Source organism: Pantoea sp. E956-1 (assembly GCF_982223955.1).
The window spans coordinates 49067-62055 of record NZ_CEUYZP010000004.1 but is presented as its reverse complement, the minus strand read 5'-3'; the positions used below and the strand labels follow the sequence as shown (position 1 = coordinate 62055).

Below are 12989 nucleotides of genomic sequence, written 5' to 3'. Positions count from 1 at the left end.
AGACGCAGATGGCAAGGCCCGATCGCATAAGCGGCATCTCTGCCGGCCCGGTCCGCGCGATTACGTACCTCATCCCTGAGGTGCGACCATTACCGGGCCAACGCTTTGCGTTGTTCAAAAACGCTCCCGGCGTTTTTGTCCTGAGCGCGGGACGCTGTGCTCTTCGGTCCTGGCCATCCACGTGTTGAGCCTGTTAGCCGTCGGAAGCCCCTCTTTTGTGTTTTGTCCGGCGCGGAGAAAAGGCACAACGCGTGGTTGAGCTGCGCGGCAAATCTGCCATAATCAGCGCCCTGTTTTTTTCAAGCGAGTCCGTAATGCAATACCCGATTAACGAAATGTTCCAGACACTGCAGGGCGAAGGTTATTACACCGGCGTGCCTGCCATTTTCATTCGTTTGCAGGGATGCCCGGTGGGCTGTAGCTGGTGCGATACCAAACACACCTGGGAAAAGCGGACCGATCGGGAAACGTCGCTGGGCGATATTTTGATCAAGACGGTGGAAAGCGATGCCTGGGGCGATGCCGACGCGGCGACCCTGGTCAGTGCCATTGCGCAGCAGGGCTGGACGGCGCGTCATGTGGTCATCACCGGTGGTGAACCGGCGATTTACGATCTGCGTCCGTTAACCACTGCGCTGGAGCAGCACGGTTTCCAGTGCCAGATTGAGACCAGCGGAACCCACGAGATTCACTGTTCCGAACGGACCTGGGTGACCGTCTCGCCGAAGGTCAACATGCGCGGTGGCTACGATGTTCTGCCCCAGGCGCTGAGCCGGGCCGATGAAATCAAGCATCCGGTGGCGCGCGAACGTGATGTGGAAGCGCTGGATCTGCTGCTGGCAGGCATTGATGACACCAAAGCGCGTATCATCGCCCTGCAGCCGATCAGCCGCAAAGATGATGCAACCCGGCTCTGTATTGAGACCTGCATTGCCCGTAACTGGCGTCTGTCGATGCAGACTCATAAATATCTCAATATCGCCTGATCCTGATGACGCGGCACGCATTGAGCCGGCAGGCGTTGAGCGTCAGAGTCCGCACGGAGAGAAGCGCCGCGTCGGATCGAAGGGTTCGATCCGACTGGCTTAGCCGCGGTAAACGCAGCCCGCGGTGCAGGTTTCTTTGATCATCACCGCGCTGAGCAGTGGCAGTTGCGGCTTCATCTGATCCCAGATCCATTTCGCCAGCACTTCGCTGGTGGGATTTTCCAGACCAGGAATATCATTCAGGTAGTAGTGGTCCAGCCGATTGTAGACCGGCTTAAACGCCGCCTTCAGTTCAGCAAAATCCATAACCCAGCCGGTATGCGCATCCACTTCGCCGGTAATCTCCAGACGAACCAGGAACGAATGACCGTGCAGACGGCCACATTTGTGTCCGGCCGGCACATTCGGTAAATGATGCGCGGCTTCGAACTGGAACTCTTTAAACAAGGTGGTAGACATAGTGGTTCTCAGACATTAAAAAACCGCTGAATTCTACCTGATTACCGCTTTTTTCGCACCCGCACCGCACAAAGCGATCCTGTTCATAACGGAATATGCCCTGGCGTCCAGCTAATTAACTGATATATCACTGCTTTGCTTATCACTTTTAACGATTATTTCTACCTGGAAAACCATTTAGTCATTTTGGTTATTTGATATGTCGAAGGTGTATTTAATCGTTAATATACGGACCGGTAACCTAGGCACTCTTCCGCCATTTTACGGTCCGGACTTCTGATACTGGAATTTTTAACGCGATGACGACTCAGGCACCTGGTTCAATGCTTCCGCTCTCTCCGGAACAACTCGCTCGCTTACAGGCGGCGACGACAGATTATTCCCCGACTCAACTGGCGTGGCTGTCAGGCTATTTCTGGGGCAGGGTGGAACAGACCCCGGGTAGCGCCGTCGCCAGCACTGCATCTGCTCCGGTGCCGGCCGAAGCGCCCGCCATTACGCTGCTTTCCGCCTCCCAGACTGGCAACGCACGTCGTCTGGCTGAGCAGTTGCGTGATGACCTGCTGGCCGCAAAGCTGAACGTAAACCTGGTGAATGCCGGTGATTACAAGTTCAAACAGATTGGCCAGGAAAAAATGCTGGTGGTTGTAACCTCCACGCAGGGCGAAGGCGAACCGCCGGAAGAGGCGGTGGCGCTGCATAAATTCCTGATGTCGAAAAAGGCACCGAAAATGGAGGGTTCTGCCTTCGCCGTATTTGGCCTGGGTGACACCTCCTATGAATTCTTCAGTCAGGCGGGTAAAGATTTTGACAGCCGACTGGCGGAGCTGGGCGGCGAGCGTCTGCTGGATCGGGTTGATGCGGATGTTGAGTATGCAGAGCAGGCCACCGCCTGGCGCAGTGCGCTGACTGAGATCCTCAAACAGCGCGTTCCCACTGAATCCCCGGCGCAGGCTGCGGCGACAGCGGCCGGCAGCGTCAACGAAGTGACCACCAGCCCCTATACTAAAGAGTCGCCGCTCAGCGCCAGTCTGGCGGTGAATCAGAAAATCACCGGCCGGGACTCAGACAAAGATGTGCGCCATATCGAAATCGATCTGGGCGACTCCGGTCTGCGCTACCAGCCTGGTGATGCGCTGGGCATCTGGTATGAAAACGACGCGGCGCTGGTCAGCGAACTGCTGGAGCTGGTCTGGCTGAAAGGCGATGAGCCGGTAGAGATTCAGGGGAAAACCCTGCCGCTGGCGGAGGCGCTGCAGACGCATTTCGAGCTGACGGTGAATACGGCGCAGATCGTGGCGCAGTATGCCCAGCTGTCACGCAACGCAGAGTTGCTTTCACTGGTGGATGATAAAGCCAGGCTGCAGCAGTATGCGCAGCACTATCCGATTGTGGATATGGTGCGTCTGGCGCCGGCTGAACTCAGCGCTGAACAGCTGGCCGGGCTGCTGCGACCGCTGACGCCGCGACTCTACTCTATCGCCTCTTCGCAGGCCGAAACCGATACCGAAGTGCATATCACCGTCGGTGCTGTGCGCTTCGATATTGAAGGTCGCCAGCGCGGCGGCGGCGCATCCACCTGGCTGGCCGATCGCATTGAAGAAGAGGGCGAAGTCCGCGTCTTCATCGAACACAACGACAATTTCCGCCTGCCGGCAAATCCGGACGCGCCAGTGATCATGATCGGCCCGGGCACCGGCATCGCGCCGTTCCGCGCCTTTATGCAGCAGCGCGACAACGACGGTGCCAGCGGCAAAAACTGGCTATTCTTTGGTAATCCGCACTTCACCGACGATTTCCTCTATCAGGTGGAGTGGCAGAAATATGTGAAGGATGGTCTGCTGACCCATATTGACCTCGCCTGGTCACGCGATCAGGCAGAGAAGATTTACGTACAGGATAAGATCCGCGCGAAAGGTGCCGAAGTGTGGCGCTGGATTGAAGAGGGCGCGCATCTTTATGTCTGTGGCGACGCGAATCGAATGGCAAAAGACGTCGAGCAGGCCTTGCTGGATGTGGTGGTCGAACACGGCGGAATGGATCGTGAAGCGGCCGACGAATTTTTAAGTGAGCTGCGCATTGAGCGCCGTTATCAGCGAGACGTTTACTAATGAGCGATAAACACCCTGGACCGCTGGTTGTAGAAGGCAAATTAGCAGACGCTGAGCGTCTGAAGAAGCAGAGTAACTATCTGCGCGGCACCATTAAAGAAGATCTGGAAGAGGGTCTGACGGGCGGTTTTACTGGCGACAACTTCCTGCTGATCCGTTTTCACGGCATGTACCAGCAGGACGATCGCGATATTCGTGCCGAACGTGCCGAACAGAAGCTGGAGCCGCGTCATGCGATGATGCTGCGTTGCCGTTTGCCGGGCGGCATCATTACGCCGACCCAGTGGCTGGCCATCGACAAATTTGCCACCGATAAAACCATTTATGGCAGCATTCGTCTGACTAACCGCCAGACCTTCCAGTTTCACGGCATTCTGAAGAAGAACGTCAAGCCGACGCATCAGATGCTGCATGAAGTGGGGCTGGATGCGCTGGCGACCGCCAACGATGTCAACCGTAACGTGCTCTGTACGTCGAACCCGGTTGAGTCGGAGCTGCATCAGGAGGCGTATGAGTGGGCGAAGAAACTCTCTGAGCATCTGCTGCCACGCACCCGTGCCTATGCGGAGATCTGGTGGGATAAAGAAAAAGTCGCCACCACCGACGAAGAGCCGATCCTCGGTGAAACGTATCTGCCGCGTAAATTCAAAACTACCGTGGTGATCCCGCCGCATAACGACGTGGATCTGCACGCCAACGATCTGAACTTTGTCGCTGTCGCCGAGCACGGCAGGCTGGTGGGCTTTAACCTGCTGGTGGGTGGCGGGCTGTCGATTGAGCACGGCAACAAAGCGACTTATGCGCGCACCGCCAGCGAGTTTGGTTACTTCCCGGTAGAGAAGATCCTCGACGTCGCCGAGGCGGTGGTCACGACGCAGCGCGACTGGGGCAACCGTACCGACCGTAAAAACGCCAAAACCAAGTACACGCTGGAACGCGTTGGCGTCGAGACCTTTAAGGCCGAAGTTGAAAAGCGGGCAGGCGTGACGTTTGAGCCGATCCGTCCGTATGAGTTCACCACCCGTGGCGATCGTATTGGCTGGATCAAAGGCATCGATAACAAATGGCACCTGACGCTGTTTATTGAAAACGGTCGTCTGCTCGACTATCCGGGCCGACCGCTGAAAAGCGGCATCGCTGAAATTGCGAAAATCCATCAGGGCGATTTCCGCCTGACTGCTAACCAGAACCTGATTGTGGCGGGCGTGCCGGAAAGTGAAAAAGCGCAGATTGAAGCGATCGCGCGCGAACATGGTCTGATGGATCACGTTACGGCACAGCGCGAAAACTCGATGGCCTGCGTGGCGTTCCCGACCTGTCCGCTGGCGATGGCAGAAGCCGAGCGCTTCCTGCCTGCCTTCGTGACCAAAGTGGAAGGGATCATGCATGCGCATGGTGTTGGCGATGAGCACATCGTGTTACGCGTTACCGGTTGTCCCAACGGCTGTGGCCGTGCCATGCTGGCTGAGCTGGGTCTGGTGGGTAAAGCGCCAGGTCGCTACAACCTGCATCTGGGCGGAAACCGCAGCGGAACGCGTATTCCCCGCATGTACCGTGAAAACATTAACGAAAGCGAAATTCTCGCCACCATTGATGAGCTGGTGGGACGCTGGGCCACTGAGCGCCAGGCCGCGGAAGGCTTTGGTGATTTCACCATCCGCGCGGGCATTGTTGCGCCGGTGCTGGACCCGGCACGCGATTTTTGGGAGGAAGCAAAATGAGTCACCCCGACCTCGCAGCACTGAATGAGATGTCCAAAGTTCAGCGTGCTATGGCGCTGGCCGCGACCAATGCGCAGCTGGAAAAGTCATCAGCGGAAGAGCGGGTCAGCTGGGCGCTGGAGAATCTGCCGGGTGCCTATGTGCTCTCCTCCAGCTTCGGTATTCAGGCTGCGGTGTCGCTGCATCTGGTGACGCGTCAGCAGCCCGATATTCCGGTGATCCTGACCGACACCGGCTATCTGTTCCCGGAGACCTATCGTTTTATTGATGAGCTGGCGGACCAGCTCAATCTCAACCTTAAAGTGTTCCGCGCCGAAACCTCACCGGCCTGGCAGGAAGCGCGCTACGGCAAACTGTGGGAACAGGGCGTCGAGGGGATTGAGAAATATAACGAGATCAACAAAGTTGAGCCGATGAATCGCGCCATTGAAACCCTGGGGGCGCAGACCTGGTTTGCCGGATTGCGCCGCGACCAGTCGGGCAGTCGGGCGAATCTGCCGGTGCTGGGCGTCCAGCGTGGCGTCTTTAAGCTGCTGCCGATTATCGACTGGGATAACCGCCAGATTCATCAGTACCTGAAACAGCATAAGCTGAAGTACCATCCACTGTGGGATGAAGGCTATCTTTCGGTGGGCGATACCCATACCACCCGCAAGTGGGAACCGGGTATGGCAGAAGAAGAGACGCGCTTCTTCGGTCTCAAGCGCGAGTGTGGTCTGCACGAAGGCTGACGCAGGACTTCTCTCCCCGAACACAGGGGAGAGAAGTTTTTGGCTGCAGTCAGGCGGGAAGCTAAGCGCCTTTTAATCCGGCAAACGCCTCTGCTGCACGAGTCACATTCACTTTCGCCACCTCATACTCTGCCACCGTCACAAACGGATCTTCCGCTAAAATCGCATCCAGCTCTTCTCGTTCCATCTCCCTGACCAGCAACATGCCGCCCGTGCGCGGATCTTTTCGTCCTGCAGCAATAAAACTGCCCGCGTCAAAATAACGATCGAGCCATTCGATATGGCCTGCCAGCAGCGCTTCAACCTCTTCTATCGGACGAACATAATTCAGAAAGACCACGTACATGTCAGATCCTTACACTTTGGGATTGGTCAGTTCACTGATCAGCGGCAGCAGCACGCGGACGCTGTCGCGGGTTCGCAGGGTTATCTGACCCGGCAGCCAGCGATCAAGATAGCTCAGGTTATCCAGGTCAGTCTGATGGTGGGTAACGCCATCAGGAAAGTGGTGACTGCGATGACGCTGCAGCGCGCCATCTTTGTTACCCAACGTCCAGTTGCTGGCGGTCACATCCAGTAGCGGAAAGCCCGCCTTGTCGAAGGCATTCAGACCATTGAAGTCCTTGCTATTCAGCTGATGAGTGGCGGCGGGAATGCCCTGCTGGCGTGCCAGTAACAGGGCACGTTCGCTGGTCTGCTTGCGCACAGCCCGGGGTGTATTCATGCCACTGTTAAAATAGAGATGATCGCCGGTGATCAGGCTGTTCAGATCGATGACCAGCAGGGTATTCTTCTTCTCACGCGTGCTCATCCGCTCAACATAATCATCCATGCCATGTAGGTAGGCCTCTCCGGCGCTCAGCGCCACAAAGCGTATGCCGTAGTGCAGCGGTTTGCGGCTCAGCTGCTGCGCCAGCTCCAGCATCACGCCAAGACCCGATGCATTATCATCGACGCCCTGCAGGCGTAAGCCGCCCAGATTGTGCTGGGCCTGGCTGCTATTTTGCGGCGTCCAGGTATCCAGATGTGCCACGATCAAAATCTCCTGCGGCACGCTGCCTGCACGCGCGGCAATCACCGAGGTTGCCGTGAGCTTATGCCAGCGCTGCGTACCATTCTCTTCCTGCCACTTATAGCCGGTCCTGAACTGGCGGGTATTGGTCTTATAACCCAGCGCAGTAAATTGCTGTTGCAGGTAGTCGGCTGCCATCAGCTCAGCCGGGCTACCGCTCATCCGGCCAGGAAACAAGGTGGCGATATGCCGGACCTGCTGTTCGGCAAACTGACCGGGCGGAGTGGCCAGAGCCAGCGGGGAAATGAGTGCGCCAAATAAAATTGTCGCTGCCCTCAAACGGAGGGAATAAAACATAGTGCATCCTTTTTCATTATTCGGGAGCCGTTCCGCATGGGGTCAGGGCCAGCCATGCCGCGCGCATTATATCCTTTTTGTCCCGTCACTTTGTTAGTGGAATCGGGCGCTGTCACTACCGAAATAAGTGACGGGCCATTTTCGCTGGCACTTATCTGCTTTTGCTGCCGCAGGTGCGGCCTTCGATATGTGAACCTGTTCACGAAAAAGCCATTAAATTTCATCTGCTAAGACCAAATTGTTCTGTGCTTTGCGGCGTCTTTATTCCATTCAGTAACTACTCATTCCAATTCGTAATTTCATCTGGATAAACCCAGCGACGTATAGTCGCGTTAATACAAAGTTAAAACATCAGGGTTAACGTGGACTATTTGCCTCTTTTTGCCGATCTTTCTGGCCGCCCGGTTCTGGTTGTTGGCGGGGGAGATATCGCGGCGCGAAAAATTGAACTGCTGCGCCGTGCGCGCGCACGCGTTCTCATCGCCTCTCGTGAACTCTGCCCTGAACTGCAGGCACTGCTGGATAAGCAGGAGCTGGAGTGGCTGGCGACCGAATTTGACCCGGCCCAGCTGGATGGCGTTTTCCTGGTGATTGCCGCCACCGACGACAACCAACTCAACACCCTGGTGTTTGAAGCCGCCAACGCGCGGCATAAGCTGGTTAACGTGGTGGATGACCAGCCAAAATGCACCTTTATCTTCCCCTCGATTGTTGACCGCTCACCGCTGGTGGTGGCGATCTCCTCCAGCGGCACCGCACCAGTGCTGGCACGCATGCTGCGCGAAAAAATCGAAACGCTGCTGCCTGCCAGTCTGGGTCAGATGGCTGAAGTGGCCGGACTCTGGCGCGATAAAGTCAAACAGCGCTTCAGCCGCATGTCTGACCGTCGGCGCTTCTGGGAACGTGCTTTCGACGGCCGGTTCGCCAGTGAGATGTCTGCCGGTAACGTCGAAGAGGCGAAGCGCACGCTGGACCGTGAGCTGCAGGAAGAGCCGACCCGTCAGGGTGAGATCTTTCTGGTGGGTGCCGGGCCGGGCGACAGCGGCCTGCTGACGTTGCGTGGTCTGCAGGTGATGCAGTTAGCCGATGTGGTGCTCTACGACCATCTGGTCAGCGAAGAGGTGCTGGACCTGGTGCGTCGCGATGCCGATCGCATCTGCGTCGGCAAACGGGCCAGCGCGCATACCTTGCCGCAGGAAGAGATCAATCAGATGCTGGTTTCACTGGCGCTGAAAGGCAAACGCGTCGTGCGCCTCAAGGGCGGCGATCCCTTTATCTTTGGCCGCGGCGGCGAAGAGCTGCAGGCGGCTCAGCAGGCGGGTGTGCCGTTCCAGGTGGTGCCCGGTGTCACCGCGGCTGCCGGTGCAACGGCCTATGCCGGTATTCCGCTGACCCACCGCGACTACGCGCAGAGCGTGATGTTTATTACCGGTCACTGCCGTCCCGATGGGGATGACATTGACTGGCCATCGCTGGCGCGTGCGCGTCAGACGCTGGCGATCTACATGGGAACCGTTAAAGCCGCTGCCATCAGCGCGGCGCTGATTCAGCACGGTCGCGCACCATCAACGCCGGTGGCGGTGATCAGTCGCGGCACCCGTCAGGATCAACAGGTGCTGACCGGCACCTTAGAACAACTTGAGGCGCTGGCCGCCTCGGCACCCACTCCGGCGCTGCTGGTGATCGGAGAGGTGGTTAATCTGCACAGGCAACTCGCCTGGTTTAAACATTCAGCACAGCAGGGGGCTCGCGAGTCCGCCGTTGTCAATCTGGCTTGAGGGAAAATCATGGACCAAAAACGACTCACTCATCTGCGTCAGCTGGAGGCGGAGAGTATCCACATCATTCGCGAAGTGGCGGCAGAGTTCAGCAATCCGGTGATGATGTATTCCATCGGCAAAGACTCCTCGGTCATGCTACATCTGGCGCGTAAAGCCTTCTACCCAGGCACGCTGCCCTTCCCGTTGCTGCATGTGGATACCGGCTGGAAATTCCGTGAAATGTACGAGTTTCGCGACCGCACGGTGAAAGCGATGGGCGCAGAGTTGCTGGTTCACCGCAATCCGGAAGGCGTGGCGATGGGGATCAACCCCTTTGTTCACGGTAGTGCCAAACACACTGACATCATGAAAACCGAAGGGCTGAAGCAGGCGCTCAACAAATATGGTTTTGATGCGGCCTTTGGCGGCGCACGTCGTGATGAAGAGAAGTCACGCGCCAAAGAGCGTATCTACTCATTCCGTGACCGCTTCCATCGCTGGGATCCGAAAAACCAGCGTCCTGAGCTATGGCACAACTACAACGGTCAGATCAACAAGGGTGAAAGCATCCGCGTCTTCCCGCTGTCGAACTGGACTGAACTGGATATCTGGCAGTACATCTTCCTGGAAAATATCGAGATCGTGCCGCTCTATCTCGCCGCACCGCGTCCGGTGCTGGAGCGTGATGGCATGCTGATGATGATCGATGACGATCGCATCAACCTGCAGCCGGGTGAAGAGATCACCGAACGAATGGTCCGTTTCCGTACGCTCGGCTGCTGGCCGCTGACCGGCGCGGTAGAGTCCGGGGCACAGACACTGCCGGAGATCATCGAAGAGATGCTGGTTTCCACCACCAGCGAGCGTCAGGGCCGCATGATCGATCGCGATCAGTCCGGTTCGATGGAACTGAAAAAACGTCAGGGTTATTTCTAAGGAGACGCCAGATGAATACCGTAATTGCACAACAGATTGCCGACCAGGGCGGCGTTGAAGCCTGGCTGACCACGCAACAACACAAGAGCCTGCTGCGTTTTCTGACCTGCGGCAGCGTTGACGACGGAAAAAGTACCCTGATTGGACGTCTGCTGCATGACACCCGTCAGATCTATGAAGATCAGCTCTCATCGCTGCACAACGACAGCAAGCGTCACGGCACCCAGGGCGAGAAGCTCGATCTGGCGCTGCTGGTGGATGGTCTGCAGGCTGAGCGTGAACAGGGCATTACCATTGATGTGGCCTACCGCTACTTCTCGACCGAAAAGCGTAAATTTATTATCGCCGACACGCCGGGACATGAGCAGTACACCCGTAACATGGCGACCGGCGCGTCAACCTGCGATCTGGCGATCCTGCTGATCGATGCGCGTAAAGGCGTACTGGATCAGACCCGCCGCCACAGCTTTATCTCGACGCTGCTGGGGATCAAACACCTGGTAGTGGCGATCAATAAAATGGATCTGGTGGAGTACAACCAGGAGCGCTTCGAGCAGATCAAACAGGATTACCTCGACTTTGCTGCCCAGTTGCCGGAAGACCTCGATATCCGCTTTGTGCCGATGTCGGCGCTGGAAGGGGATAACGTCGCCTCTGCCAGTCAGACCATGCCGTGGTATAGCGGCCCGACACTGCTGGATGTGCTGGAGACCGTGGAGCTGAAGCGTGTCGTCGATCATCAGCCGATGCGTTTCCCGGTGCAGTATGTCAACCGTCCGAACCTCGATTTTCGTGGCTATGCCGGCACCCTCGCGTCGGGCAGCGTGCAGGTAGGCCAGCGCGTTAAAGTGCTGCCCTCGGGCGTGGAGTCGACTATTGCCCGCATTGTGACCTTTGATGGCGATCTGCAGGAAGCGGGTGCAGGCGAAGCGATTACCCTGGTGCTGCAGGATGAGATTGATATCAGCCGTGGCGATCTGCTGGTGGATGCCAGTGAAGATCTGGCAGCGGTTCAGTCTGCCAGCGTTGACGTGGTCTGGATGGCAGAACAGCCGCTGCAGGCCGGTCAGAGTTACGACCTGAAAATCGCCGGTAAGAAAACCCGTGGCCGGGTAGAGAAGGTGCTGCATCAGGTCGAGATCAACTCGCTGGAGACGCGTCAGGTCGATACGTTGCCGCTGAACGGTATCGGTCGCATTGAGATCACCTTTGACGAACCGATGGTGCTCGACAGCTATCAGCAGAACCCGGTGACCGGCGGCATGATCTTTATCGATCGCCTGAGCAACGTCACCGTGGGTGCCGGTATGATCCATCAGCCAAACCACGATGCCCCGGTTAATACCGGTGAGTTCAGCGCGTTTGAGCTGGAACTGAATGCGCTGGTGCGCCGTCACTTCCCACACTGGAATGCGCGCGACCTGCTGGGTGGTCAGTAATGGCTCAGCACGACGATAACGTGGTGTGGCATGATCATCCGGTGACACGCGCCTCTCGCGAACAGCAGCATGGCCATCAGGGCGTGGTGCTGTGGTTCACCGGGCTTTCTGGCTCGGGGAAATCCACGGTTGCGGGTGCGCTGGAGCAGGCGCTGCACCGCATCGGTGTCATCACCTATTTGCTGGATGGTGACAATGTGCGTCACGGTCTCTGTCGTGACCTCGGTTTCAGCGATGATGACCGTAAAGAGAATATCCGTCGCGTTGGTGAAGTGGCGAAACTGATGGTGGATGCCGGGCTCGTGGTGCTCACGGCTTTTATTTCGCCGCATCGCGCCGAGCGTCAGATGGTGCGCGATCTGCTGGAGCCGGGACAGTTTATCGAGGTATTTGTCGATACGCCGTTAGCCGTGTGTGAAGCGCGCGACCCGAAAGGGTTGTATCGCAAAGCGCGCGCCGGTGAATTGCGTAATTTCACCGGCATCGACAGCGTCTATGAGGCGCCCGATCGCCCGGAAATCCAGCTGGATGGCGAACAATTGGTTACAAAACTGGCCGCCCAATTGTTAGACCTGCTGCGTGACCGCGATATCATCAGGTCCTGAAGAGATAGCGGCAAATCGTTTCTGATTTGCCGCCCTCGCGCCAACAGGATGCCTATGCAGAACATTACCCCAATGCTCGCTCGTAAAGATGACTCCTCCCCGGATGAGCCGCGCTCATTGCTACCGGGCGGCGTTATCGGCTTTCTCGCTTACTGGTGCGCGCTGGCGATCCCTTTCCTGCTGTATGGCTCTAACACGCTGTTCTTCTTTCTTTATACCTGGCCATTCTTTCTGGCGCTGCTGCCGGTTGCCGTAGTCACGGGTATCGCGCTGAATACGCTGCTGAATGGACAGTGGCTGTGGGCCGCACTCGCCACAGTGATTATGGTGGTCACGCTCTTCTGGTTAATGTTCTCTTTTCTCTCCGGCTGGTAAGCCGTCAGTGCGCCCGCGCTGATGTGCAAACGCATCGGCAGGTTACAAATCTTTTCCCGTCTGAATCGGTACTGATTCATATTTTGCGCAGACGCGCAGCAAAGCGCGCCATTTTCTCCGCTGGTGTGGAGTCCTGTGCAAAGTTATGGGATGATTGGGCCGTTTTTAGGGGGCAGGATGGGAAAACTGACGTTACTGTTATTGGTGCTGCTTGGCTGGCTGCAATATTCATTGTGGCTGGGGAAAAATGGCATCCATGACTATACGCGCGTCAATGATGATGTCGCGGTGCAACAGGCAAACAATGCCAAACTGAAATCGCGAAACGATCAGCTGTTTGCCGAAATTGACGATCTCAATGGCGGCTCGGAAGCGATCGAGGAGCGTGCACGCAATGAACTGGGCATGATTAAGCCCGGTGAGACTTTCTATCGCCTGGTGCCTGACCAGAACAAACGCAACGCGCAACAAGCAGCGCAAAACCAACAACGATAAAA

13 protein-coding genes are annotated in these 12989 nt (G+C 57.0%); 10 read left to right on the top strand and 3 right to left on the bottom strand.

What is annotated here, in order from left to right; translation table 11 throughout:
- Nucleotides 1–314 precede the first annotated feature (314 nt).
- Entirely contained in the window at nucleotides 315–986 is a 672-nt protein-coding gene (gene queE, locus AC0T7J_RS12855; protein ID WP_033758767.1) for a 7-carboxy-7-deazaguanine synthase QueE, read from the top strand.
- 99 nt (nucleotides 987–1085) lie between these two features.
- Here queE and queD read toward each other — a convergent pair whose 3' ends face one another.
- Nucleotides 1086–1445 (bottom strand): 6-carboxytetrahydropterin synthase QueD, encoded by a 360-nt coding sequence (queD, locus tag AC0T7J_RS12850; RefSeq protein WP_010248568.1) that lies wholly within the window; start codon nucleotides 1443–1445, stop codon nucleotides 1086–1088.
- A 299-nt stretch (nucleotides 1446–1744) separates the two neighbouring features.
- Here queD and cysJ point away from each other — a divergent pair, with 299 nt between their 5' ends.
- The 3 genes from cysJ to AC0T7J_RS12835 are packed head-to-tail and all read left to right on the top strand — an operon-like array spanning nucleotide 1745 to nucleotide 6008.
- Nucleotides 1745–3556 carry an NADPH-dependent assimilatory sulfite reductase flavoprotein subunit gene (cysJ, locus tag AC0T7J_RS12845; protein WP_473794672.1) on the top strand — a complete coding sequence of 604 codons (1812 nt, stop codon included), beginning with the start codon at nucleotides 1745–1747 and terminating at the stop codon, nucleotides 3554–3556.
- On the top strand, nucleotides 3556–5277 hold the full coding sequence (gene cysI / locus AC0T7J_RS12840) for an assimilatory sulfite reductase (NADPH) hemoprotein subunit (protein WP_473794670.1): 1722 nt from the start codon (nucleotides 3556–3558) through the stop codon (nucleotides 5275–5277). The genes cysJ and cysI overlap by 1 nt, the downstream gene beginning before the upstream one ends.
- The gene (locus AC0T7J_RS12835; protein WP_473794668.1) at nucleotides 5274–6008 is read left to right on the top strand and encodes a phosphoadenylyl-sulfate reductase; all 735 of its coding nucleotides are present in this window, start codon (nucleotides 5274–5276) and stop codon (nucleotides 6006–6008) included. The genes cysI and AC0T7J_RS12835 overlap by 4 nt, the downstream gene beginning before the upstream one ends.
- Before the next feature lie 61 nt (nucleotides 6009–6069).
- Here AC0T7J_RS12835 and AC0T7J_RS12830 read toward each other — a convergent pair whose 3' ends face one another.
- On the bottom strand, nucleotides 6070–6354 hold the full coding sequence (locus tag AC0T7J_RS12830) for a YciI family protein (protein WP_473794666.1): 285 nt from the start codon (nucleotides 6352–6354) through the stop codon (nucleotides 6070–6072).
- Nucleotides 6355–6363: 9 nt separating this feature from the next.
- Nucleotides 6364–7377: an aminopeptidase gene (locus tag AC0T7J_RS12825; RefSeq protein WP_473794664.1), complete on the bottom strand. Its 1014-nt coding sequence runs from the start codon at nucleotides 7375–7377 to the stop codon at nucleotides 6364–6366.
- Between the two features lie 362 nt (nucleotides 7378–7739).
- Between AC0T7J_RS12825 and cysG the strand changes: the two genes are divergently transcribed.
- From cysG to ftsB, 6 genes are all read left to right on the top strand, one after another.
- Complete coding sequence (gene cysG, locus AC0T7J_RS12820; RefSeq protein ID WP_473794662.1) at nucleotides 7740–9155, top strand: siroheme synthase CysG; 1416 nt, start codon at nucleotides 7740–7742, stop codon at nucleotides 9153–9155.
- Nucleotides 9156–9164: 9 nt separating this feature from the next.
- Nucleotides 9165–10073: a sulfate adenylyltransferase subunit CysD gene (gene cysD / locus AC0T7J_RS12815; RefSeq protein ID WP_473794660.1), complete on the top strand. Its 909-nt coding sequence runs from the start codon at nucleotides 9165–9167 to the stop codon at nucleotides 10071–10073.
- 11 nt (nucleotides 10074–10084) lie between these two features.
- Nucleotides 10085–11512 carry a sulfate adenylyltransferase subunit CysN gene (gene cysN, locus AC0T7J_RS12810; RefSeq protein ID WP_163637626.1) on the top strand — a complete coding sequence of 476 codons (1428 nt, stop codon included), beginning with the start codon at nucleotides 10085–10087 and terminating at the stop codon, nucleotides 11510–11512.
- Nucleotides 11512–12117: an adenylyl-sulfate kinase gene (gene cysC, locus AC0T7J_RS12805; RefSeq protein ID WP_473794658.1), complete on the top strand. Its 606-nt coding sequence runs from the start codon at nucleotides 11512–11514 to the stop codon at nucleotides 12115–12117. Before cysN ends, cysC begins: the two co-directional genes overlap by 1 nt.
- Nucleotides 12118–12171: 54 nt before the next feature.
- Nucleotides 12172–12492, top strand: coding sequence for a DUF3561 family protein (locus AC0T7J_RS12800; RefSeq protein WP_473794656.1), 321 nt, complete (start codon nucleotides 12172–12174; stop codon nucleotides 12490–12492).
- A 177-nt stretch (nucleotides 12493–12669) separates the two neighbouring features.
- Nucleotides 12670–12987 (top strand): cell division protein FtsB, encoded by a 318-nt coding sequence (ftsB, locus tag AC0T7J_RS12795; RefSeq protein WP_013358867.1) that lies wholly within the window; start codon nucleotides 12670–12672, stop codon nucleotides 12985–12987.
- Nucleotides 12988–12989 lie beyond the last annotated feature (2 nt).